Origin of the sequence: Planococcus lenghuensis (genome assembly GCF_001999905.1) — a bacterium.
In the GTDB taxonomy this organism is placed as follows: Bacteria; Bacillota; Bacilli; order Bacillales_A; family Planococcaceae; genus Indiicoccus; species Indiicoccus lenghuensis.
In genome coordinates this window covers 1,839,593-1,862,562 of the sequence record NZ_CP019640.1, presented here as the reverse complement: position 1 = coordinate 1,862,562, position 22,970 = coordinate 1,839,593, and the positions used below count along the sequence as shown (strand labels likewise).

28 protein-coding genes and 4 pseudogenes are annotated in these 22,970 nt (G+C 47.7%); 3 read left to right on the top strand and 29 right to left on the bottom strand.

Annotated elements, in window-relative coordinates; genetic code table 11:
• Positions 1-8 precede the first annotated feature (8 nt).
• The 13 genes and pseudogenes from B0X71_RS21755 to B0X71_RS09500 form a co-directional block, all read right to left on the bottom strand.
• Positions 9-188 carry an SMI1/KNR4 family protein gene (locus B0X71_RS21755; RefSeq protein ID WP_408634142.1) on the bottom strand — a complete coding sequence of 60 codons (180 nt, stop codon included), beginning with the start codon at positions 186-188 and terminating at the stop codon, positions 9-11.
• Between the two features lie 150 nt (positions 189-338).
• Entirely contained in the window at positions 339-473 is a 135-nt protein-coding gene (locus tag B0X71_RS21565; RefSeq protein ID WP_269750076.1) for a hypothetical protein, read from the bottom strand.
• Entirely contained in the window at positions 470-859 is a 390-nt protein-coding gene (locus tag B0X71_RS09555; protein WP_077589192.1) for an NUDIX domain-containing protein, read from the bottom strand. The genes B0X71_RS21565 and B0X71_RS09555 overlap by 4 nt, the downstream gene beginning before the upstream one ends.
• A 183-nt stretch (positions 860-1,042) precedes the next feature.
• Positions 1,043-2,021: pseudogene (locus tag B0X71_RS09550) on the bottom strand (RNA-guided endonuclease TnpB family protein).
• 253 nt (positions 2,022-2,274) lie between these two features.
• On the bottom strand, positions 2,275-2,910 hold the full coding sequence (locus tag B0X71_RS09545; RefSeq protein ID WP_198038558.1) for a Type 1 glutamine amidotransferase-like domain-containing protein: 636 nt from the start codon (positions 2,908-2,910) through the stop codon (positions 2,275-2,277).
• Positions 2,870-3,562 carry a Type 1 glutamine amidotransferase-like domain-containing protein gene (locus B0X71_RS09540; RefSeq protein WP_077589190.1) on the bottom strand — a complete coding sequence of 231 codons (693 nt, stop codon included), beginning with the start codon at positions 3,560-3,562 and terminating at the stop codon, positions 2,870-2,872. The genes B0X71_RS09545 and B0X71_RS09540 overlap by 41 nt, the downstream gene beginning before the upstream one ends.
• Positions 3,563-3,653: 91 nt before the next feature.
• A complete protein-coding gene (locus B0X71_RS09535; protein WP_077589189.1) occupies positions 3,654-4,178 on the bottom strand; it encodes a cysteine hydrolase family protein in 525 nt (174 codons plus the stop codon).
• A 160-nt stretch (positions 4,179-4,338) separates the two neighbouring features.
• A complete protein-coding gene (locus B0X71_RS09530) occupies positions 4,339-4,668 on the bottom strand; it encodes an IDEAL domain-containing protein (protein ID WP_077589188.1) in 330 nt (109 codons plus the stop codon).
• Between the two features lie 54 nt (positions 4,669-4,722).
• Positions 4,723-5,373, bottom strand: a pseudogene (locus B0X71_RS09525) (DsbA family oxidoreductase).
• Positions 5,374-5,460: 87 nt separating this feature from the next.
• Positions 5,461-5,889: an RrF2 family transcriptional regulator gene (locus B0X71_RS09520; RefSeq protein WP_077589187.1), complete on the bottom strand. Its 429-nt coding sequence runs from the start codon at positions 5,887-5,889 to the stop codon at positions 5,461-5,463.
• A 102-nt stretch (positions 5,890-5,991) separates the two neighbouring features.
• Positions 5,992-6,507: a GNAT family N-acetyltransferase gene (locus tag B0X71_RS09515; RefSeq protein WP_077589186.1), complete on the bottom strand. Its 516-nt coding sequence runs from the start codon at positions 6,505-6,507 to the stop codon at positions 5,992-5,994.
• 152 nt (positions 6,508-6,659) lie between these two features.
• Entirely contained in the window at positions 6,660-8,168 is a 1,509-nt protein-coding gene (locus B0X71_RS09510) for a flavin-containing monooxygenase (RefSeq protein ID WP_198038722.1), read from the bottom strand.
• 342 nt (positions 8,169-8,510) lie between these two features.
• Positions 8,511-9,203: a Med9 domain-containing protein gene (locus tag B0X71_RS09500; protein WP_077589183.1), complete on the bottom strand. Its 693-nt coding sequence runs from the start codon at positions 9,201-9,203 to the stop codon at positions 8,511-8,513.
• Between the two features lie 254 nt (positions 9,204-9,457).
• Here B0X71_RS09500 and B0X71_RS09495 point away from each other — a divergent pair.
• Positions 9,458-10,087 (top strand): annotated as a pseudogene (locus B0X71_RS09495) (SDR family oxidoreductase).
• A 141-nt stretch (positions 10,088-10,228) separates the two neighbouring features.
• On the top strand, positions 10,229-10,444 hold the full coding sequence (locus tag B0X71_RS09490) for a DUF6366 family protein (RefSeq protein WP_232336820.1): 216 nt from the start codon (positions 10,229-10,231) through the stop codon (positions 10,442-10,444).
• Positions 10,445-10,575: 131 nt separating this feature from the next.
• On the opposite strand, the gene B0X71_RS09485 is transcribed toward B0X71_RS09490, so the two are convergent.
• The 4 genes from B0X71_RS09485 to msrB all read right to left on the bottom strand — a co-directional run bounded on the left by B0X71_RS09485 (position 10,576) and on the right by msrB (position 13,504).
• Positions 10,576-10,980, bottom strand: a complete 405-nt coding sequence (locus tag B0X71_RS09485) for a DUF4181 domain-containing protein (RefSeq protein ID WP_077589182.1) — start codon at positions 10,978-10,980, stop codon at positions 10,576-10,578.
• Positions 10,981-11,299: 319 nt separating this feature from the next.
• Entirely contained in the window at positions 11,300-11,641 is a 342-nt protein-coding gene (locus tag B0X71_RS09480; RefSeq protein ID WP_077590959.1) for an RDD family protein, read from the bottom strand.
• Positions 11,642-12,170: 529 nt separating this feature from the next.
• Positions 12,171-12,341 carry a hypothetical protein gene (locus tag B0X71_RS20915; RefSeq protein WP_156889840.1) on the bottom strand — a complete coding sequence of 57 codons (171 nt, stop codon included), beginning with the start codon at positions 12,339-12,341 and terminating at the stop codon, positions 12,171-12,173.
• Positions 12,342-12,523: 182 nt separating this feature from the next.
• Complete coding sequence (gene msrB, locus B0X71_RS09475) at positions 12,524-13,504, bottom strand: peptide-methionine (R)-S-oxide reductase MsrB (RefSeq protein WP_077589181.1); 981 nt, start codon at positions 13,502-13,504, stop codon at positions 12,524-12,526.
• A gap of 213 nt (positions 13,505-13,717) precedes the next feature.
• Here msrB and B0X71_RS09470 point away from each other — a divergent pair, with 213 nt between their 5' ends.
• On the top strand, positions 13,718-13,972 hold the full coding sequence (locus B0X71_RS09470; RefSeq protein ID WP_077589180.1) for a hypothetical protein: 255 nt from the start codon (positions 13,718-13,720) through the stop codon (positions 13,970-13,972).
• 167 nt (positions 13,973-14,139) lie between these two features.
• Here the strand turns inward: B0X71_RS09470 and lepB are convergent, their stop codons facing one another.
• The 12 genes and pseudogenes from lepB to B0X71_RS09405 all read right to left on the bottom strand — a co-directional run bounded on the left by lepB (position 14,140) and on the right by B0X71_RS09405 (position 22,883).
• Positions 14,140-14,940 carry a signal peptidase I gene (gene lepB / locus B0X71_RS09465; RefSeq protein ID WP_077589179.1) on the bottom strand — a complete coding sequence of 267 codons (801 nt, stop codon included), beginning with the start codon at positions 14,938-14,940 and terminating at the stop codon, positions 14,140-14,142.
• Positions 14,933-15,493 (bottom strand): sigma-70 family RNA polymerase sigma factor, encoded by a 561-nt coding sequence (locus B0X71_RS09460; RefSeq protein WP_232336819.1) that lies wholly within the window; start codon positions 15,491-15,493, stop codon positions 14,933-14,935. Before B0X71_RS09460 ends, lepB begins: the two co-directional genes overlap by 8 nt.
• A gap of 240 nt (positions 15,494-15,733) precedes the next feature.
• On the bottom strand, positions 15,734-16,165 hold the full coding sequence (locus tag B0X71_RS09455) for a WapI family immunity protein (protein WP_077589178.1): 432 nt from the start codon (positions 16,163-16,165) through the stop codon (positions 15,734-15,736).
• Between the two features lie 40 nt (positions 16,166-16,205).
• A pseudogene (locus tag B0X71_RS09450) lies at positions 16,206-16,517 on the bottom strand (DUF3221 domain-containing protein); the annotation flags it as partial.
• 274 nt (positions 16,518-16,791) lie between these two features.
• Positions 16,792-17,772, bottom strand: a complete 981-nt coding sequence (locus B0X71_RS09440; protein ID WP_077589175.1) for a serine hydrolase domain-containing protein — start codon at positions 17,770-17,772, stop codon at positions 16,792-16,794.
• Entirely contained in the window at positions 17,769-18,212 is a 444-nt protein-coding gene (locus B0X71_RS09435; RefSeq protein WP_198038721.1) for a DUF4275 family protein, read from the bottom strand. The genes B0X71_RS09440 and B0X71_RS09435 overlap by 4 nt, the downstream gene beginning before the upstream one ends.
• Before the next feature lie 25 nt (positions 18,213-18,237).
• Positions 18,238-18,714, bottom strand: a complete 477-nt coding sequence (locus B0X71_RS09430) for a hypothetical protein (RefSeq protein ID WP_077589173.1) — start codon at positions 18,712-18,714, stop codon at positions 18,238-18,240.
• Positions 18,715-18,782: 68 nt separating this feature from the next.
• A complete protein-coding gene (locus B0X71_RS09425) occupies positions 18,783-19,130 on the bottom strand; it encodes a DUF6176 family protein (RefSeq protein WP_077589172.1) in 348 nt (115 codons plus the stop codon).
• Between the two features lie 223 nt (positions 19,131-19,353).
• The gene (locus tag B0X71_RS09420; RefSeq protein ID WP_077589171.1) at positions 19,354-20,043 is read right to left on the bottom strand and encodes an anti-sigma factor; all 690 of its coding nucleotides are present in this window, start codon (positions 20,041-20,043) and stop codon (positions 19,354-19,356) included.
• Positions 20,024-20,602, bottom strand: a complete 579-nt coding sequence (locus B0X71_RS09415) for an RNA polymerase sigma factor (protein WP_077589170.1) — start codon at positions 20,600-20,602, stop codon at positions 20,024-20,026. Before B0X71_RS09415 ends, B0X71_RS09420 begins: the two co-directional genes overlap by 20 nt.
• 101 nt (positions 20,603-20,703) lie before the next feature.
• Entirely contained in the window at positions 20,704-21,417 is a 714-nt protein-coding gene (locus tag B0X71_RS09410) for a class F sortase (protein ID WP_077589169.1), read from the bottom strand.
• Positions 21,418-21,476: 59 nt separating this feature from the next.
• Complete coding sequence (locus B0X71_RS09405) at positions 21,477-22,883, bottom strand: hypothetical protein (protein ID WP_077589168.1); 1,407 nt, start codon at positions 22,881-22,883, stop codon at positions 21,477-21,479.
• Between the last annotated feature and the right edge of the window lie 87 nt (positions 22,884-22,970).

The following is a 22,970-nucleotide window of genomic DNA, read 5'->3' as shown; positions in this document are numbered from 1 at the left end:
ATGCTTGGTTAATCAAGATCTATTTCATTGGCTGACGCAAGGAATTTATCCATTGAAGTCACGCATTCCTGTACTTCTCCTGTCTCATGATTCCAATGGAAAACCGCTTCTTCGAATCTGTTCTCTCCTGCTCGCAGGCACAGGGAATTTCCAGTGCGATCTTCACCGATGGCTATAAGATCGTTCAGCAGCCACTTAATTCCGGTCCGCTATGGATATTCCTTTTTTCGGCTTGCCATGATGGGGCGCATGAAGCACCTCCCTCCCATTCTACTGATTTGATCCGACGATGTTAACCAATGTCTCCTCACAGCAATAATTTCTGTACCTGCCTTACTTTATGACCGGCAGGACGGACCGGTCCACCCAGTCCTGGATGAAGTCTGCCCATCCTGCTCGATGATGATGCCGCAACCGATGGTCATCAGCAGCTCGTTACCGATCATTTTCCTCGTCGTCTCGATGTAATTCATTTTACAGCCAGTCCTCCTATGAACGCGTTGATGTTCTCCCGGTGCAGGTTGAAGCGCTCCCATACCGGAGGCACGATGAAACCTGCATTATTCATTTCATCGAGCTCTGCCACTGTGACCAGTTTTGCGCCGCATACTTCCCCTTTTTGAAGGTGGAGGCGATCCGGTGTGATGGGTTCCAGGCTCGCCCATATGTAATAGTCCAGAAAATAGTGGCTGTACCTTTGCTCGCTGAGGAGCAGTAATTCATCCGCTTCGGCAATTAATCCGGTTTCTTCTTCAAGTTCCCGGATCGCGCCCATCCTGCTCGTTTCTCCTGCTGTCACGGAACCGCCCGTTCCTTCCCAGAGCAAGGGATAAGATTTTGCGGCATCCCGCTGCGTCATTGACACTCCCACAGCTAAAGCAGTGGGATTCTGAAGTGCCCGAACATCCTCGGTCCATTTCTGGTTCGGATGAGCCTTCAGTTCAGGGCGGTGCCATCAGCCCATCCCGCACCGTTCGGGAAACCGTCGATTTCCGTGTGCCTGTGCGGGCGTCCCTGCTGTGACCACAGGGATAGGTTGTTTCTATCCTGCTTTCTTCGTTGCCGACAGTCCGCTAATCGCCTTGGCGATATTGATGGCGGCGTTCAGGTCGGCGTGCAGCTGGTATCCGCACGTGCGGCAACGGAACACATGCCGCTTCCGGTTCGCTTTTTCGGCGTGTCCACACTTGCAGGTCTGGGAGGTGTAGTCCGGTTTCACGTATTCCACTTGGATTCCCGCCATGGCCGCTTTGTATGCGATGAATTCCTGAAGCTGGTAGTGTGCCCACGAATGCAGGTTCCGTCCCGCTTCCTTCTTCGATTTAGCGGAATGACGGATGCCGGTCAGATCTTCCATTCGTAGCGTGCGAACACCGTTCGCCACTGCGAAATCGACTAACCGACGGCTGATGAGATGGTTCATCTCCTTCATCCACTGCGCTTCCTTGCCTTTGGACTTTCGAATAGCATTTAGTTTCTTCGCCTTGCCGAGTTGCTTTCTGCGGGCGGCGTGGCGTCTTCTGTGGAACGCCACTTCTCTACCAGGTAGCGAACGCAAACGAGACGGACACGAACCACTTGCCTTTCTTTTCGTGCAACATGGCCGTGCCGATGTTGGCCCCTTCCGACAGGGCGAGTTCCAGCCGTTTCAGCTGGTGCGTCTTCGCCACGACAGGCACACCGACACGCTTTTCCTGCGTCGGGAATGACACCTTGTACTGCCCGTTCTCGTGTTCAATGCGGAAGTTCTGGTTGTTGTAGACGCACCACTGGCGACGGAAGATTTTGGCTTTTTGGTTTTTCTTTTTGGATGTGACTTCCCGAATCGTCTGGTTGACGATGGCGGACGGCAATTTTTCATCCGAGAACTTCCTGAAATGCGCCGATGTCGCCCTCGCCAATTCCTCATAGCCGAGGAGCCAATTGGCAAATCGGGTATTCAATTCGGTCATCTGGCGGTAGATCGCCTGTTTGTGTTTCGTCGGTTTCAGCAATTCGAGTTTCAATGTCAACGTCGGCATCGATTCACCCCTTGTCGTCAGTTATACCTATAGTTTACTATAAATGGAATTCCAAGGACACTCGCTTTCATCCCATCCCTAAAGGAGTGGGCTTTCTCGCTCATCAATTATGTAATCAGTTCAATCACTTGATGATACTCGCCAGGTTTCAATTCTTCCCCCCGCCGGTGGAGCCGCCCGGTATCTTGCCGCTTTTCATTGAAAATATTCCAGACTTCCATTTTCCTGCTCCCCTCACATCTCTTCTATTTCATTATCCACGAAATTTCCCGATCTTACCTTTATCTAACAGGATAAATTCACTATCCCGAATCCCTTCCACCCGCACAGACCGCCGGCGTTTCAGTGACTGCAACCGGTCCGAGATTGGTGTGTCACCGGGAAAAAGATCTTCCCGGTCTGCGTGCGGCATAAATGGAAACGGGACAATTCCGAGTGCTGCTCCTGTGTTTTGGTCAGATAAGCGCATCTCAGGTGTAAAAACTTCGGCTACCGCCAAATCAGGTCCCAATACGAGTGCACCGGCACTGACTCCGATCAGAATGGCTCCCGTGTTGGCAAGGGTGTGGAGAGCTATATCAGCACCTGAACGGCGGAACGCCTGCAGCAAGTGAAACGGATTGCCGCCGCCGATGTAAAAGACGTCATAGCCGGAAAGTGCATCCGGGTTCCTGTGTTCGATATCGACACAATCTATTGAACCAAACCCCAATGCCCTGAATTGCCCGATCGCCTGCCGGATGCGGGGGTGCTGTTCTTTAAGGTGGACAGTCGCTGTCGGAATGATGCAGACGCGGTTGTCTGTTATCGGTGCATCAACCATCGACAGGAACGCTTCTTGAGCCCGGTCAGTCGACAATCCGGTCGATGTCAGCATGATCTTCTTCAATCTCCGCACCTTCCTTCTTGAATACAACCACTTGTGATCCTTCTGTCTCCGCAATTTGGCCGTTCCGGAATCGGACACCCGCTCCGTCATCAATTCCAATCCCGGCGACGGAAGCCGTCTTAACCATCGCTCGGTGTAAATTTGCTTTCTCCTGCCATTTGGCGTAATGGACACTAATGACACAATCTTGCAGGAGCCCCAGCCCGTTCAGAAACAATTGCTCGTTTTTGGGAGTATCAACGGGTGGAATGACACAATGGGCAGGACTGATCAACGCACCTGCGGAGAACCCGGCAACCGGTGTCCCGTTCCGGTATTTGTCTTGGATCAGACGGCCAATCGGTGTATCGACAATGACGTCCTGGTACCGCTCCGTCTCCCCACCCCCAATGACAAGGCCTCCGCATTGATCCACGTCGGCAAGCAATTCTGCTGTCGCTTCAGTGCGAAGCGGAAAAAATGAAAACGTTGAAATGCCATAACGCTCCAAAACGTTTGTATAGCGTTCCATATAGGATTCCCAGCCGTCCCGTTCGATGAAGATGATTCCGACCTTGCCGCCGAGCGCAAGAGCCGCTTCTGAAAATTTCTTGCCTAATCGATCTGTGAATGGCGGACTACCGCCGAATAAAAACAATTGGGTTGGTTTCATTGTTGGTTCCTTTTTTTTGTTTTTTTTCGTTTTCCTTCTGTAATTTTTTACTTATTAATTTTCTATATATATTGGTTCCGCCTAACTCTTACTATTGAAATTTAAGTTCATCTGCATTTAGGACCGTTGAAAACCATCGGAGTGTCCCGTTATGGTGCCGGATAATCTGCTCAGCCATTAATCCGTTGGCATTCCATGTGCTATGTGTATCGGCGACCAGTATCACCTCGTAACCTGAACTGACTGCCCGTCTGCATGTCGTGTCCACACAGAGCTCCGTTTGGATACCGGCGATGATGATTTGTTCGATCTGTTGCGCCTCGAGCGCTTCTTTCAGTTCAGTAGCGAAAAAAGAGTCAGGTGTGTTCTTTTGAATAACCCGCTCCCCGGCTTCCGGTGCAATTGCCGGATGGATCTCCCATCCTTTTGTACCCGTGGCAAGCGGCTCCCCGGCGGGTTCATTATGCTGAATGAAGAAAACAGGCGTACCCGCAGAACGGGCACTCCTTAAAAGTTTCTGCAGTTTGACCAGCAGCTCCTCCCCATTGAAGACTGGATCAGCTTCATCAAACATCGCATTTTGCACGTCGATGACCAAGAAAGCCGCTTTCTTCATCTTCATCCCTCTTTTCATCGGTTTGTTCCATTGTACCTATTTCGGATAGGAATGGGTAGACAGAAAAGAAGAGCGCCAAGGATTTCCATTATGAAGACTAACCGATTTTGACACAAAAAAACCCCGTCCCTTTTAGGGAACGGGTCTGCATTTTTATCACTTACTTCAATTGCGGGTTTTTCAGGTTATTCAGCTCGGCTGACAATTCATCGAACCATTCTTTGTCGCCTGTCGCAAGTGCGAGGTCGATCAAGAACAAGAGTTGTCCGCGATCTTTTGTCTGAGTGGTCGATGCCGGCTCTACTGCACGGAGCGGCAGGCGGATCGTCTGGCCAGCCAATTGATCGATATCACTTACGGCAACCGTTACGGTCACTTGTTCTTCCAGGACATCCAAGTCTTCCACGAAGCCGATCATCAATTCACCGTTCATCAATTTTCCTTTGACCCAATCACCAATATGCAGGAAAGTGTTTTTATCGAAGTTCATGTAATTTCCCCCACTTTAATTAGTTTTAATTACCGGTCACTGTCTAGTCGTTATTCAGCAATTGCCGTCGATTCCGCACGCCATGCCTTCAAACAGCATCTTCGGTTTCTGCTTTTTGGCTTCTTCCTCGATCAACTGCTCGATCGTTTCTTTCGCATGCATTCCGGCGATAGCCGTGTCACCGATCACAAATGTCGGCACAGCCGTGATATTCGCTTCCTCGTAGGCATGTGTCAGTGCTTTCTCGTGTGCTTCTTTGTACTTCCGGGTTTCAAGTGCTTCCCGGTATTCCTGTTCATCCAGACCGATTTCGCCTGCCAGCTTCGTCAAAATACCAATATCACCGATATCCTGCTGCTCCTGGAAGAAGGCTTTCAGCATCCGCTCATTGTATGCGGTCGCTTTGCCATGTTCTTTCGCAAACTGATAGCCTTCAAACGCAAGATGCGTATGCGGCTACGGAGATACATCGGGCAGGACGATATCGATGTCCATCGCTTCTGCCATCGGATATACCGACTGCTTCCACGTTGACTGCAAGTACTCGCCTTCCGGCCGGAGCGTCTCATTCGGGTAGGGCCGCAACTCGAATGGCATCCATTCCACGTCAACGTCCTTGCCTTTGATCGCCTCTTTTAACGGCTGTTCTGCCAAAAAACAGAAGGGACATACGTAATCGGAATATACATTTATCTTCACTGTCATTGCAGCCACCACCTTTCTTTTACATCTATTTTAATGGATTTATCTGTATTGGTTTTTATTACATTTAATCGAATCATTTGATTTGAATCAAGCAGAATCACTTGGCCGGGTTTCCACGATGAAATCGACCACATCCTGAATGGTGTATGCCTTCAAGTATTCCCCTAAATGTTCTTCTGCGCCAAGAAAAATCGAGAACAGCACATTTTTCATATTGGCGCCGACGATGCAGTCGTCATTCGACTTCGAACATTTCGGCTGCAGCGCACCATCGCAAGTGAGTTTATAAAGTTCCCATAATGAAACGTCGCTCGGGGGCAGACGGAAGATGAATCCGCCGCCTGTCCCTTCTTTTGATTGAAGATAGCTGTTTTTGCGCAGCAGGCTTAACACCGTCCGGACCCGGACAGGATGAACAGACGCACTCTCGGCGATCGCATCGCTGGTCGCCATCCGGTCCGGCTGCAGCGCAAGATAAGTCAAGCTGTGCACGGCGAGTGTGAAATTACTGTTCATGTCCTGCCTCCTTCCGGTCTTCGATGCTATACTGTAATTATATACGTTACAGATGAAAATCGCAACAATTCTGCCTGCTTCCACCCCTGGTTAGTCAAGGGTTCAACCGGGTTCGCCCGATCCGATTTGCTGCCAGCCGTATGCCCGTTCAGCGAGCGGTTTCCCTCCAATTTCGATTGTTTTGCGGTCCACGTCGACGCCTCTGAGCTGCTCATAGAACCTGCAAGCCGGATTATCAGCAAGCACCCAGACGAGCATGGAGCTGAACCCTTGTTCCGCCAAATCCGCTTCTAACTTCTTGAACAGGGATTTGCCGACGCCGCCCGACTGGCATTCCGGCAGCACATAAATCGCATACAATTCCCCGGCGTAATCAGGATATTCCCCAGTCCGTTCTTTTCCGCCATCGGCAAACCCAACGATGGTTCCGCCCGAATCCACTGCAATGAACACATTACCGCTTGGGATACTCCGTTCCCACAGCTTCTCCCGTTTCCCGTACGTCAACCGGTCCAGGTACTCATCCGGAACGATGGAACGGTATGCGGCGCGCCATGTGTCCACATGTACTTTGGCAATTCCCTTTGCATCTTGCTGCACGGCTTTTCTGATCTTCATGACTTCACCCGGCTTTCTTTTCCTGCATTTCTTTTGATAGTAGATCTACTTGAAATCTACCTGTTGTCAGAGCAAGTAACTATTTAAAAATAAGCAAGCGACCAATAAACAGTCACTTGCTTATCCGGTTCGGCAACACAGGCGGCACTTTATTAACTTTCGGCAATTTGCCCTGTATACCTCGGCTCCGTCACCTTAGTGCCGACATAATCAGCCGACCGGAAATCACGGGCTTTCTTGCGGAATGATATTGTCGTGCGTGGCCACAGCGTGGAGTTCCGTCCAGTTTCATCCAAATACCAGCTGCGGCATCCGCCGGTTGTCCAGACTGTCCCTTCCATCGACTGATCGGTCTCCCGCACAAACCGATCTTGTGCCTCTACGCTGGGTTCTATAGAGTCAAATTGCTTTTGCTTTTTAAACGCCAGCACCTTCATGACATGATCGACTTGCGCTTCGATCATGAGAATCACGGATGTATGTCCGAGGCCGGTGTTCGGTCCCTGGAGAAGGAACAGATTCGGAAACCCCGCAACAGTTGTTCCCATATAAGCATATGGGCTGCCTTGCCATTCTTCATGAAGGGTATGGCCTTTTCTTCCATATACGTGATGGGCAAATGGTAAATTCGTCACTTGAAATCCGGTGCCGAAGATGATGGCATCCACCGGGAATTCTTGTCCGGTGCCGTCCACGACTGCGTCCGTCTTTATTTCTTTGATACCCGCTGTATCCACAGTGACATTCGGCTGGGCCAATGCCGGGTAGTAATTGTTCGACAGCAGGATCCGTTTGCAGCCGATTTTGTAATCAGGCGTAAGCTTTTTCCGGAGTGCCGGATCCTTTATCGATTCCTCCATATGCCGGATGGCCATTTTCTCGACCGACTTCAGCAATTTGGGGTTCCGGAAAGCAATGACTCGCGCTTCCCGCTGCACATACAGCTTCAGCCGCTCCGTTTTCATCCGCACTGGATGCCGGTGGTAGGTTTTCCGCTCGTCTTCGCTGATCGGTCCATCCTCTTTCGGCAATACCCAGGCAGGCGTCCGCTGGAACACAAAAAGTTGTTCGGCGTGCGGCTGAAGTTCCGGAATGAACTGAATCGCCGAGGCTCCTGTTCCGACGATGGCGATGCGCTTGCCTCTTGGATCAAAGGTTTCCGGCCACCGTGCGGAATGGAACATGTCTCCTTCGAATCGTTCGATTCCATTGAGTGCGGGGATAGCCGGATCGCTTAAAGCGCCAAATGCACCGATTACAACGGGAGCAGTGAATGGCCCTTGATTTGTCTGGGTCGTCCATTCACCGGCTGCGTTATCCCAATCGAGCCGTTGAACTTCATGCTTAAACCGGATTCGGTCCATGAGACCGAACTTCGTGGCGCATTCCTGGAGGTAGGCATGAATCTCCGATTGGGCGGAAAACTTCCGGCTCCAGTCCGGATTGGGCGCAAATGAAAAGGAATAGAGATGGGACTCAACGTCGCACGCGGCTCCCGGATACCGGTTATCCCGCCACACGCCACCTACATCCGCCGCCCGTTCAAGCAGGATGAAATCCTGTTCTCCCTGTTGCTGCAGGCGGACCGCGGCAGCGATGCCGGCAAAGCCTGTTCCAATTATCACGATGTTCGCTCTATTTGTGATAACGCCTTCATTCATAATTGTTTCCCCCCTGACCATTAAATGAAATTGTCCTCTGAACAGCACAAGCGTTACAACAATCGCTTACCGCTCGGTGGTTAGCAATCGTATTATTTTATCCAGTTTACACCAATTCGTTAAAACGCACTATCGTTTTACCGGTGTCTGTTTATAACGCCGGTCAATTGCGTCGACCATTGCGGCCTCTGTTGCTTGAATTGTGCCAACCCGTTTTCCGCCATTAACAGTGGTTATTTTCCTCTGATTCTGTTCATTTTTTCTCCAATAAAAAACAGGCACCCACTCATAAGCGCTGGACACCTGAAAAACGTTCATTTGATCCATATCAGTCCGTCAACGTTAATCTCCATTCACCGAAATGCGGAGTTGATCGGTATTCAAGTCAACTCTTCCCTTCAGTTCTTCCGTCACGGAAATCGTAATGGCTTCCCCTTCAGGAACATCGGAAAACGTATAGATAACACCGGTATTCACCGTGCCGTCTGTCATAATCACGTCATCCGGTTTCTGACCCAAGGGTTTCACATGTTCATGAAATTGGCCGCTGATTTTTCCTGTGCTGAAGATTTCCTGTGGCAGCACAGTGTACGGCGCCTGTTTCTGCACTATCGCGACTTCCACTTGACTGTCATCAAGTTTGACTTCCCCCTCTGCCGGCACCGCTTCTCCATTGACGGTTAATTCGTACGTCCACTGACTTTTCGCAAACGCCGTCTGTTCACTGTCGCTCATGTCCGCTACCAATCCCTCTACCTGCCCGCGGTAAATGGCTGCTTCGTCCTTTGCGTACTGCAAATCGATTTCCTGAGAATGAATCGTCTCTTGGAGAATAACCAGCTGTTCTTCGAGTTCCTTGATCTTCTGTTCCTGCTCCGCCACAGTCTCTTCCAATGGATTGGTTTCGGTCGCTTGCCCGGCAACTTCACTGGCATTCTCTTCTGCACAACCTGCCAATAAAGCTCCGATCACGAAAATTGCTGCCGCTCCCCGGATTGTCCCTGTCACTTCATAGCCCCCTGTTCTATCAAGCATTCATAATTCCCTTTCTGTCTTCTCTATTATCCTATTATTTACTATTGGAATTCCATCTATTTTTCCATAAAAGTTTGAAAACACTGAAACATAAGCAATACTGATTTTCTTAATTAATTCAATGTCGGTAATGAGAACAACCGTCTTTGATCGTTCGAGACCGATTATCCACTGCTTCCCGGTCTTCCGGGTTTCTGCTAAATTTAGACTGAAGGGACTGTAAAGACTACAGTAGGAATTCAGGAGGAATTGAGATGAACCAGTTAGAAGGGAAAATTGCCATTGTGACAGGCGTGAGCCGACTGAAAGGAATCGGCGCGGCAATTTGCCGAGAATTGGCTGATAGCGGCTGCCACGTCTTTTTTACTTATTGGACGGAATACGACCAGGAGATGCCTTAGGGTATCGATTACGATGAACCGGAGATATTGAAAGAAAAACTTGCGAAGACAGGCGTTAATGTGAGCTGCCTAGAGGTTGATCTGTCGAATAGCGATATCTTCGATCAGCTATTGGATCAAGTATCCGAACAGATAGGCCCGCCGGATATATTGATCAATAATGCGGCGTATTCAACGGATAATGACTTTTCCACTCTTACAGCAGCGGAACTCGACCGCCATTATTTCGTGAATGTGCGCGCCACTGTCTTATTGAGCAGTAAGTTTGCCCAACGCTTCACGAAAAAAGCTGGCGGCAGAATCATCAACCTTACTTCAGGACAATTCCAAGGACCAATGCCGGGTGAGCTGGCTTATGCGACGACATTTGGCCGATTTGGAGAACCGGGGGATGTGGCGAAAACGATCAAGTTTCTTGCCAGTGATGATGCTGCTTGGATTACGGGTCAAATCATCCATTCAGAAGGCGGATTCAGGAGATAAGCAATCCGCAAAAGACCGATTCAGTCACTCTCATAAAACCAGGATGGTCTGTACTACCGGTATTAGGCCTTTTCCTTGTCTGAGATACTAAATGGGAATGAGCGATTTATGGTAAACTGTAAGAAAATGGAGGTGCGCGAATTGGGTAGTGACAGAGAGACTCCTGAAAACAGAAGAGAACGGATGCGCCAAAAGGAACTAAAAAGAAATCCGACCGGTAATTTGAGTGATGGATTCAATCAGGCGAACAGTGGCCACCCGGGAGGTCTATTTGACAATATGGGATGGAAAGGCGCCATCGTCCTCGTTCTCGTGCTCATCGTAGCCTTTATCATCGCAGCGCTGTTTTTTCAGTAAAATGAGAGCTAATTTTTAAGCATCAACAGACTAAAACAAGCCACCCATTACGCCGGCGAGCGAAACGGATGGCTTGTTTTAAAGTAGCTGTAAATGTGGATCATCCTACATTTCATGAACTGGATCTCACTTCAAAATAAACCTAGTATATCAAACTGAAAGATAGCCAAAAATCCCATCACGATAATGGTAAGTTCACTCACTGTGAGAACGGCTTGTTTTGGGTAAGCTGACTGTTTCCATTCAAAGAAAGCCCTTACTGTATAATCCCCTGCAGTGACCAAGATTGGGCCCACTAGAAGCCATTTTCCCGATATTTCTCCCAAGATAGCAAAATAGACCAGCGGGACATAAATGATTACAGAAGCATACCGGCAAATCCGGTCAACCTTTTTATGCGAGTCTGAAACGTAATTGTATGAAAAAAATTCCTTTTCTTGCTTCTTGATATTCAGGGTTTTCCGAAGAACTGCTTTCACCAATCCGATCATCACAAACAGCAGCACTGTGAAAATCAATAATCGCAGCCAATCCATAATTTTCCCCTCTTCTGCAAAATCTGACTTTATTGGCCCTAATCCGATTAAACGTTCAGCCTATCGCTGAATCTCCATATCTGTTCATTTCCGAAGGATATGACGGGATATTGGATGTGGTTCTTCTGATCATGCTGGCCATTCTGGTTGGCATTTTTCTCCTGACCGCTGTATCACTCGATGTCTGGAACCGCAGGAGGAAAAGGCATTTGCGGCCGCTATGATTCTCTTGCTCATCCTGGGACTTTTCTATGAAGAGAATGCGAAAGATTTCACTTATACTTCTTGAACGAAACACAGCTTCCACTCAATTCCCTTATCATTTCTCTGTCCGGACAACTTGCGTCCCCGCAATGAAGTCGTGAATCGCTCGTGCATCTTCACGGGTACCAACCATAATGGCGCTTGCGATATAAAGGCATGATGTAAGAACCCCCCCAAGTCCGATAAGTGCCGAGAAGATCGATGGCCCTAAAAAGCCGAGCAGAGAAAACAGGATGATTGGTGACAAATAGACGAGTTCCGCCACCACATACCGCAAAAATGTCGTCCCAAAGGACACCGCTTTTCCGTCCATCCGGCGAATCCGAATACCCATCAGCCGCTTCCCAACCGTAAAACCTATCCAAAGGATGGGAATGACGAGCTGATAGACAAGCATCAGGAAGTCTGTAGCAGTCTGTGACGGATTTTCGAAGTTATAGCCAATATTGAAACTGAATGTGAATCCTGAGGCAGTTCTTCCTGAACAGAGTAGTCGATCCCTAATCCTGAGATTAATAGAGACACCACTATAGAGAGGGACAGCGACACGAGCAGCCATCTAAGATCAAGGCCCCCAGACGCACCCAAAAATGTGCGGGTTCACCATCTTTCGCTCGCTGCAGGTCTTCTTTTTCCTGTGCCGTTTTTGGAGTTTCGGATACAAGAAGATTGGATTCTTCGGCCATTCGCTTCTCCTCGCTTCCAATTCTGAATGTACTGTTTTCCTCATTTTACCACTTTATCCAAGCGTTTTTCGACTGAATTCTAAAAAACGGCAAAACAAAAAGAGCGGAATATCCGCTCTCATTCACTTGGCTGAAGACGCTGATTTCCTTCGGCAGAAGATCTCATCTATCCTCCAAACGCCATACTGACGGCTAATATCTCTACGTTATCAAGAATCCGAAAAATCAGTTCAACTCCATTTACTTTTTGCCGATTTTCAGAAAGATACCAACCAGCAACCCAATTATCAGACCATTATTTATCTGATTTGCAATCAACGGTGCATCCTCAAAAAAGAAGACGGTTGCTGAAACATAAATAAAAATCCCGATTAAAATATAGAAGGTCATCGTGTCATTATCCAAGTTCATCATCCTTTCTCCATTTCCTCTTACTGTTATTTTCCTATGGATTCTCTAACTTTCGTCAATGGTTCCTTCACAAATTGGTCCTATCCAGTGTATTGAACAGCTTTTCCTTTCTCGGTTTCTTCTGTCTTTTGCCGTTTCCGTTCAACTGCTCCCTTATACAATTTCCTGCAATATTGAAACGACTATAACCGCCTTTGCTTTTCTGCTTTTTCTTCAATTGTTTTTTCACCAAAAAGCACCCGGTATTCCGCGTAGCCTTCCTTCTCCAATTCACCTCTCGGAATGAAGCGCATAGCGGCTGAGTTGATGCAGTAACGCAACCCGCCTTCTTCCTGCGGTCCGTCATAAAACAGATGGCCTAAATGGGAATCGCCGAACTTACTTCGCAATTCCGTCCGGAGCATCCCGTGGCTCTTGTCGAGATTTTCATTCACGTGATAATGGCTGATCGGCCGGGTGAAACTCGGCCAGCCACATCCCGCGTCGTATTGGTCTGTCGAACTGAACAGCGGTTCCCCGGAAACGATATCGACGTAAATCCCTTCTTCAGTAAAGTCAAAATAAGCATTGTCATACGGCGTTTCCGTTGCATTGTTCTGGGTCACGTCGAATTGGAGCGGGGTCAGCCGCTCCTTCAGCGCCTCCATATCTTTCCCGATTCGCCAGGTTTTCTCGATAAACGCTTTTCTGCCGGATTCTTCACAGACTTTTCGGTAATGAAACGGAACGTTCTTATGGTAATTCTGCTGTTTGTCTTCCGCTGGAGAAAAAGTTCCGGCGGGTTCGATTGTTGTGGCAATTCGCTGACTGAACTTCTTGCTTTCTTCCAGCTCGCGTTTTGAACGCTCTGCCAGTCGCTGCTGTTCTGCATCATGATAAAAAATCGTTGTCTTGAAGTGCTCTCCCCGGTCCTGGAATTGGCCGCCATCATCAGTCGGATCAATGCTTCTCCAGTAAGCATCGATTAATTTTTCATAGGAAATGACACTAGGATTAAACGTGATTCGCACTGCTTCCCGGCAAATGGCCTCTTCTGATTCCTGCACCTCTGCAAAGCCGGAAACCACTTCTTGGACACCGGGCACTTCATCGAATACAGGCACCATGCACCAGAACCGGCCGCCGGCAAATGTTGCTTCAGCCATTCGATTCGTCCGCTCCATCTTACCTCTCCTTTTGATTGACTTATACATCTACGATACCCTAGTGGATGTTGGGTTAATTCACTATGGAAATGTTGTGAACTCCGTCCTTGTCCGTTACGCCAAAGCGGCATTCGAGTATTTCATAATGGTTTAATCATATATGCACATTTCAATTTCTATTGTTTTATTTTCACTCTTAAGGATATTCACGTAGAGAGAAGGTGAAGTTCAATGGCCATTTGGGAATTAATCCAGGATCTCTTCGGCTCCAAACACACAGTCGTTCACGTAACCCGGCAACCAGGGGAATCCCTGCAAGCCCAGCAGACACTGAAAAAAGCGGCGATTCCATTCAGAAAAGAAATCGAAGGTATGGCATCGGGTAGCCTGCAGGTTAATACTGGATATGTTGCCCCTATTACTAAATTGAAGGTGAGAGAACGTGATGTCAATAAGGCCCGGAGCGTTTTGAAGGAACTACGATAGCCGCTTGACCAATAGCGAATCCAGCATGACTTAACTTCATTTACATTCAAAAAGCCTTCCACGTCAGAAGGCTCTTACTTCATCTATTTACAATTAAGGCGGCTGAGAGTTAATATTGAGCCATGCCGCCAAATACCTGAAAAAGCTGCACAGCGGAACAGACAATGTTATTCCTTCAAGTATCCCAGCACTTCCCCGGTAATATCACGGAGTTCGATCACTTCCTGATTTCCCCGAAACCAATCATCACCGATGATAAAAAACTGATTTTCCTCCAGCTGAACTTCTTCCATATCGAGTTGGAACACTTCCTCCATCCCTGAAGTACTGCTTAGCGAGGAGGTATTGTCTTCGAACCATTCCAGGTATTCTTCAGTAGTGCTTGTGCCAACCCGGTGTGCCTGTCCATAAAAAGTGTCCACCATTCGCCCGTTAACATAAACTTGTCCATCTGAAATTTCAACTGTCTCTCCCGGAAGCCCGACGATTCTTGAAACATTCTTCCCGCTGTTGTCTTCATACAGGACTACATCTCCCCGGGAAACATCTTTGCTGTCATACGCAGTGGGATCGATCACCAACGGCCACTTATAATACTCACGGTTCCCTCTGTCCATCGCGTCGTACCGGTATTCGAAGACTTCATATGGACCGGTGATGTTCGTAAACGTTTCAATTTCTTCTGTTGTATTGTCATCCGTAAGCGGCGCAAGTTCCTGCTGCGGTTCGGCAGGCTGCAGACTTTCTCGGCTTCCTTCTTCATTGAGGACCAGGAACAGGAAAAGTCCGGCGAACGATAGCAGTAATACGAACACAGCTATATTCCTGACACGGTTAAACGACCGGCGAACCGAAGATCTGGGATTTTCTTCTTTACCGACCTCCCAAATGACGTGTCTCTTCATGGATTCCGTAAAGCGTGAATCGCTTCCCATCAATTCATCAAGGTCCCGTTTCACTTTATTCATGCATGAACCCCTCCCATTCCCGTAGATCAAGCTGATCCCTTAACAAGTCTTTCGCTCTTCTTAACCGCGTTTTCACTGTATTTTCGTTGCATTCGATCAATGTGCCGATTTCTTTGATGCTGAATTCCTGGTAGTAGAATAGGATAATCACTTCTCTGTATTTTAACGGCAGTTTCAGAATTTCATCCGCCAAGCTTGTTCTGCCTTCCTCCCTTACTAGAGAAATCTCTGGCGCCTGTCCTGGCGAAACAATGTTACTAAGAAAATCCGTAAAAATAATCCTTCGATTCTTCCAGCTTCTTAAATAATCCCGACATTTATTGATTGTGATTTTGGAAAGATAGGTCTTTAGAGAAGCTTGATGGCTGAACTGATCGGACTTTTTATAATATGCGATGAACACTTCCTGGGCGATATCTTCTGCAGCCGCCCAGTCTTTCACATACAGAAAAGCCAGACGGACCAAATACTCCCCGTGCTCATCCATCGCATCCCTCATTTGCGTTTCGTCTAAGCGTGCTTTCTCATTGCCGTCCGGTAACCGCATCTGCATCTCCCTTTCCTGAGCACCCAATAGACGGAATTTTTCTGAAATAAGTTTCAAAACCCATTAAAAATCGTATAGAAAAGCCGGCTAACTCCGTTAATGGCAAACCGGCTTTACAGTATGCTAATTATTATAATTGACTGTCAAATCTTTAAATTTCCGTTCCGGTCCAACACCCTCTCTTCGGAAAACAGAAAAAACATGAGAAGCGAGATAAACTGTCCATTGATAGATGAGATAACCTTCTTAGTCTTCGCCTAAGATGGGGAAGGCAATTATCACCTCATCCAGCTCCTTTATCAGATTTTCTAAATACATTTGGTCAGATTCAAAGTTAAAATGAAGGACTGCTCCAGTCCCCGCCGGATAACAAGTTTCAACTTCCCAATATATTTTTCCCAGTAAATTGATCTCACATTTAATATCTATAAATCCATCAATGTTTTCAAGTGAAGCCTTGCCCTTCAGTTTTTTATTCATTACTTTTAATTTCTTCACAAAATCTCTTAATTCATCAGTTCTTAAGTTAGCACTGAATTGGACAGAGTACCCAGGAATTTCAATACTTATCCTTGTTACAATCCAATTTCCATCCCAATAATCTAAGCTATTTGGATATATTCTGCTTACCACTTCAATTTGAATAGCCGCTTCTTTTCCTAATAGATGGATTTTCATAATACTCCCTTGCTAAATGTTTTTATCAAGTTGTATCACCTTATTGCCCAAGGCCTGCTTCGCCATCTTCCACCTGGATGCTGTATTCTTCATTATTCATACCGCCAATCAACCGGATGGTCCACGACGACTGCTCTGGATCGTACGACAATTCCTGTACACTGAGCACCGCGTCAGTAAATTTATTTTCAGTCAATGCCTTGTTAAGCGCTTCCGCCTCTGACAACGCCGCACCCGCCGGAGTGTCAGCGGGGATGATTTCCACTTTGCCAGCCGCCGCCTGACCGGGATAGGATTGTTCCACTTCACCGTCTTTCACCCATACCTGAACTTGTTGGCCGATGTCGATTTCTTCCGATGAATCGTATGCCTAAAGAGCATTATAATCTATGCGGCTTTCGTGTCCATCGCTTCTCTCTTCCCCTTCCGAACCCACCACAAGAAGATCATTGTCCCCTTCACCTTTAGCCACGATATAACCCGGTGATATGGAGCTGTCCCGCATAGTCGCCGGTATTTTCGGTACCGCAGCTTGTCAAGATTAGCAATAAGGCAAGCAGCAGGAGTTAAATTCTGTTCCTCTTCATCTAACTCCTCCATTCATCCGTGCTCCTGAAGCGCTAAAATTATTCACCATCAGCAAAGAAATGATCTGCAAGTTGTTTGCTGAATTCCTCCATCTTTTGTTTCGGATAAAATACATTGCTTAACAAAATAAAAGTGACATTGGAATCAGTGTATCTCATAAAGTTTCCGCTGAATCCATGGATTCCGCCGCCATGGTGTGCCACCAACTCGGATTTGTCACGCTTGACCATCCAGCCGAGTGCATGGTCTCCGAACCCCTTCTTCATCATCTTTCTCCTGCTCGTTTCGTTTATTAGTTTTCCATTGAAAAACCCTTCGCTGAACAAATGCAAGTCTCCTGTTGTTGAATATAAAGAAGCCGCTCCGGCGGGCAATCTCATATTGATATACGGTGCATTGACCAACTGCCCGTCTGCCAAATTATAACCGGCAGCCCGGTTTTCAATAATGGAATCCTGCCGATCCACTCCTGTACTCTTCATTCCCAGAGGATCGAAAATATTTTCCTGAAAATACGTTTCGTATGTCTGGTCTGTAATCTTCTCAAGTATGTAGCTGAGCAAAATGTAGCCGGAGTTGGAATAGGCATATGCTGTTCCCGGGACAAACTCCAGCGGCCTGGATAAGAAACGATCAATGGTTTCCCGAAGCGTGGATTCACTCTTCACCCACTCCATGAAATCAGGAAAAGCTGTCAAATTCGGAATTCCTGAAGTGTGCGTGAGTAAATGGTTGATGCTGATTTGCCTGCCAGCCGGATACTGGGGGATATAGTATTCGATTGATGAATCGAGTCTGAGCTGTCCCCTTTCTGCAAGTTGCATGATTGCTGTGGCAGTTATTAATTTAGTAATCGAACCGATCCGGTATTTCGTTTTTGAAGAGTTAGGGACATCTAGTTCATAATTACTCATTCCGATACTGGCAGTGTAAGTTACATGGTTCCCGCATGTAATCAGAACCGAACCTGAGAATTCCTGCTGGTCTATCAGTTGATTCAGCCGTTCCTTGATGATCATTCACCTCCAACATTGTCTGGCTTGCAAAAATAAGGTCCGAGATCTGCTTCGTGTGTTAAAACAAACGTCCAGGAGAAGTTCCCGTCAACCATATAAAGCTCTGTTTGCCCATGTACATGCAAATCTTTTGCTTTCACTGAATTTGCATTTTCCATGAAGATGGTCTCTTCTGCATCGTGAAAAAACAAGAAGCATTTCCCTTTTTTCAATTGATTGAATGCTCCTTCGGCCGCTTGCCCGCTTATATGCTTCATTTTTTCATAACTGAAAATATGCCACATGCATATCTTGAAGAGAATTTTCTGTTTTTGCCCTTTGCTGAGGTTCCCGGCAAAGACCTCTTCCCATTTCTGCTGCAGTTCGATGCCGTTTTGCAAGATCTCCGTCTGAATTCCTTTGGCATTTAATGTACGGATTTGGCTCATAACCAATGAATCCATCATGCTTCCTCCAATAGCGATCAATTTAACGGGCTAAAGCTTGACCCAGTAACTCGTTCAGCTTCCTTTCAATCTCTTCGTTCAACTCATATTCCGCTTTGTTAAATAAGGCGCCGTTTGCATTCCTGCTCGCGCCGCTCCGGTGCCAGAGGTATATGACATCGGCATAGAAATCCTCATCGTATTTAGGTCCATCATAGTCGATCACAAGACGGGGCGGTACTCCTTCTCCAGACAATCCCGTCCCAGTGAGCTCATCTTCTTCGTCTCCATCGATATCCCCGCAAACCCAAATTCTCAATTTGTGCTTCCCCTGCTTTTCGAAAACGGCATAGTACTTTGTTTGAAGGTCTACCCTGCACTCCTCAGCAAGCCTCTCAAGTTCCATTATTCTTTTTTTAATCGTCTCATTCATTTCTTCTCGAGGAATTAAGAGGTACCTGCTATCCGGACTCTGGTCTGTCTGCAGATAAAATAGTCGTTTCAAGAACTCATTTATCATTTTGCACCCCTCCTCCTGAAAACCAGCTATTTCTTTCTGCACAAATCAGATTTTATTCAAGATTTTATTCAGGATTTCATTTGACTCCTTATTTTGTCCGGAATCATGACCGCCTCTGTCCTCAGATCAACAGGAGCGAACGTCTTGTCAATGCAGTCATGCCAATACGCCAGATGCCGTTTGTCAATCCAGTGTTCGGAATTCTCTACTTCTTGGCCAGCTTCTCCTTGGACTGAATACCAGTACAAGTACTCGGAGCCATTTAATTCTTCCCGGAAAATTGTCTCCACATACATCTTCTCCCCTTCAAGCGTCGTCAGAACAGCGTCCATATTTTCTCTCAGGAACTCCATCCATTCATCCACTTGTGCCGTTTTTCCTTGTTTCACCTTGAATCGCGTCAATTCCACATTCATTTTTTCAACCTCCCTTAATTGGAATGCCGCAAGAAGCTTACACCGCCTTTTTTGCAGACTGACTTTCATTCTTAACTTTCCATCATCTGCAAAGCTCTTTAACTTTTCAAGGAACCCACGATGAATAAAAAACACCTTCGGGTTCTACACTTGTTTTCAGTGTATCATCTCGAAGGTGTTTTATTTTATCAGATTAAATGAAGATAGCTTGCTCAAGATTTTTTTACAGCGGCGCACTCAAAACAATGTCGCCTTCCGGCAGTTTATTGCCGTATTGCGGTTCCCGCGTGATGGCCACTGTATCCCAGGCATCCAATTCCTGTCCCAGTGTAAAGAGCGCCACCCCTGTTCCGGTTGAATCAGGAGAGAGGTAACCGGCAGGCATCGGTTCACCGTCAGCGATCAGCCAGACTTGGTAAATCGCATCTCCCTGGAGAGGCTCGAGTTCCGTCGCTTCAACTGTAAGCGTCAATTCCTCGTTTGTCCCTTTTACGATAGAGACCGCAGCATTTCCGGTGAATGAGCCGTTCGGTTCCAGCCCGATTTCTTCAAGTGCTACCGCTTCTTCTGTTCCTTCAGTGAGCCACGTGAGCGCGTAGATATTCCCGAGCAGTGAAACGAACAGCACGGCCGCCAGTGACAGGCCCATCCAATTCCTTTTCTTTCGCTTCGTGACAACCCGTTCCGTGGCAGCAGGCCGGTGCTCTTCTTCAAATACAGCGCCCAGCACGCGGGACTTCATCCCTTCTGATGGCTCGGCCGGTTCGGAGAGATAAGGGAGGTCGCCCATTAGTTCAATCACTTCCTGACAGTCTGTGCATGTTTGCAAATGCGTTTCAAATTCCTTTTTTTCTTCAGTCGACAACCGATCTTCCAGATAATCAATCAGACGATCACAGTCCTGATTCTTCATGTGCAGCCCTCCCCTCTTGCAGATGACCAAGGGTTTTCTTCAATTTCACTAACGCAAGCCGGATCCGGCTTTTGACTGTTCCAAGCGGCAAGCCGCAGCTTTCAGCGATTTTTTCATGCGTATAGCCTTTGAAGTAAAACAGCTGAATCATTTGCTGCTGCTCTTTTGAAAGAGACCTGACAGCAGTCTCGATGCTTTTTTTCTTTTCTTTCCACTCTATTTTCTCATCCATTAACGGTTCATGGGAAATAAGTTCGCCGGATTCTTCGATTGATACTTGTCCTTGTTTCCGTTTCCGGATCAGATCGATGGCTGCGTTCCTGCTCATCGTAAATAACCACGATGTGAATTTCCCTTTACTTTCATCATACTTGCCGACGCCGCGCCAGATCTTGATAAACACTTCCTGCATCGCTTCTTCAGCCAAATTGGGATCCGCCGTCATTTTGACCAGGAAAGAGAATAGAATTTTTTCGTAGCGGTCGTAAAGTTGCTCCAGCGCTTCCCGGTCTTGCGCCTGGATTCGTTGATAGAGTTGAGTATCCGAAACCCTTTCCATTGCACATCTCCTTTTTTCCGGATTTCTAGTAGGCGTTTCCTGAAAAACCAGGAAACGAAATAACCTTCTTTCATTTTTGTTCGAACCGGACAGAATCCTCTTTATGGGTCTGAAGACAACTCTGTGTAAATAACAAGCCGTTCCTCATAATTACCGGTGCGGCTGTTGAAAACACCAGTGCAGGTAATCAGATTCAATTGCGCTTTTGAACTGGCCCCGAATATTTTTTCCAACGGCGCTTTATCCGGCACATAGGATTCTTTGTCGGTGACGATGAATGTCAGCTCTTTTCCGTTTGTTCCGGTGATGCGGATTTCATCTCCCGGCTCCAATTCTTTCAGGTTGTAAAATGTGCCTGGGCTTGTCTCACCGTCGACATGGCCGGCCATCACCGCATTCCCTTGCTCTCCCGGTTTCGTGCCAGGCGCAAACCAGCCGATCTGGTAGATATTCGACGGGGCTTCCATCGCCCCTTCCTCGGTTAGCCCCACTTCAATCACTTCAGCCTCTTCACCGATCGCCGGGAGTTCAATGCTTGCAGGTGTAACGCCCGAATAGACCGTTTCAGGTTCAGCGCGGGTTTCGGGCTGTCCTTTCGAAGCCGATTCAAGCGCATCGGTCTTTGTCTCATCCGGGTGCTCCTTTACAGGCAATGCCGGTTGCAGCAGTTCTTCAGAATTTTCCGCTTGAACAAATTCATGGGTGGGCCCATTTTCTATCGGGGAGAAATTTGTTGCAAATCCGGGGTTATCAGTGAGAGTGGTCAGAAGAAATAAACAATAGACAAGGAATAACTTTTTGGCAAATCGATTCATCCAGTCCACTCCTTATTAGAAAAAAGAGGGGAATATTCCCCTCCTCCTTCCTGCATTCTTTACTGTGCTTCTTCTTTTCTGCGTGTAACAACAAGACCGCCAGCAAGGGCAAGTACCGGAAGCGCCCACAGCAGCCACGCCATTTCAGCCGAATCGGCAGTTCCGCCCATGCCCGTTTCCGGCATAGTCGGCATATCAGCCGAGAATTTCTCCGGCATCTGCGTCACGATTGCGCCGGACAATGCTTTTCCGATGGCGAACATCAGCGCATGGCCTTCAGTCAATGTGCTGTATACCGCTTCGTAATCGCCAGCCGCATAGCTGTTCAAGATATCGATCGTGCTTTGTTCATGTTGCTGCAATACCTGGATCGCCGTTTCTTTCGGCAGGTTGCCGCCTGTTGCATCACTCAGGAGTGTGCCAAGGTCAACTGCGAACGTGTTCAGCAGGTGATCCGTGATTTCTTCCACTTTTTCCGTATTGCCGGCAGCGACTGCTTCACCGAGTGCCGCACTGTCTTCATACTGGGTCGAGAAAATTTCCTGGAATGCGGCTGCTGCGTCAGCACCGTACAGTGACTTCACTGCGGCAACCATTTTCTCTGCATTCGCTTCCTGCATTTCCTGGACCGCTTCAAAAGCTTCTCTGCCTTCCCCATCGGCTGCTTCAAATGCTTCAACGGAAGTCGCTGCCTGATAATAGAAGTGTTCGCCGAGCAGCTGGCTGAATGTCGCGCGCAGATCGGCAGCCGGTGTTACCGCTTCTGTGTTATTGAATTTCTCCGGCATCTGGGTCACGATCGCGCTGGCAAGTGCTGTGCCGGTCTGGAACATTCGGTCATAACCTTCACTGAATTCCGCGTACGCTTCATCGTAATTCCCTTCAATTGAATAGTTCAGGAATTCGATAACGTCTTTCTCATGTTCGCTCAAGGTGGAAATCGCGGTTTCCTTCGGCAGGTTGCCGCCTGTTGCATCACTCAGCAATGTGCCAAGATTCGTCGGGAACGTCACGAGCAACTGCTCTTTGAGCTCGGCGATTTTTTCTGCATCTTCATTCGCTACCGCCATGCCGTATGCCGCACTGTCGTCATATTGACCGTCAAGGATTTTCGCGAATGCATCAGCCGCTTCCTGGCCATAAACGGATTTAACTGCGGCAGTAAGCTGTTCGGAATTCATCTCAAGCTGAGCTTCCGCTTCCTCAAGTCCTGCGCCATCCGGGCCGCCTTCTTTCGTGTGATGATACGCTTCAACTGCCACTTCTGTCTGGTAGATGAAATGCGTGGAGAGCAGCTGGCTCAATGTCGACCGCAATTCCGTCGCCGGTGTCTCGACTGTCGGCGCTGTCATCTTCGCTGCATCATCGTTTCCTGCTGCACCGGCCGCACCTGCTCCGGCTGATGCCAGTAATGCCAAGCTCAATGGGACGGCTACCGCTGTTTTCTTCGCTTTTTTAATATTCATGAATAAAATTCCTCCTCGCGTTTTTTGGTGTTATTTATCTGCCTGTGACTGTCTTACACCTACAAAACGCAAGGGCGATGAATTTAG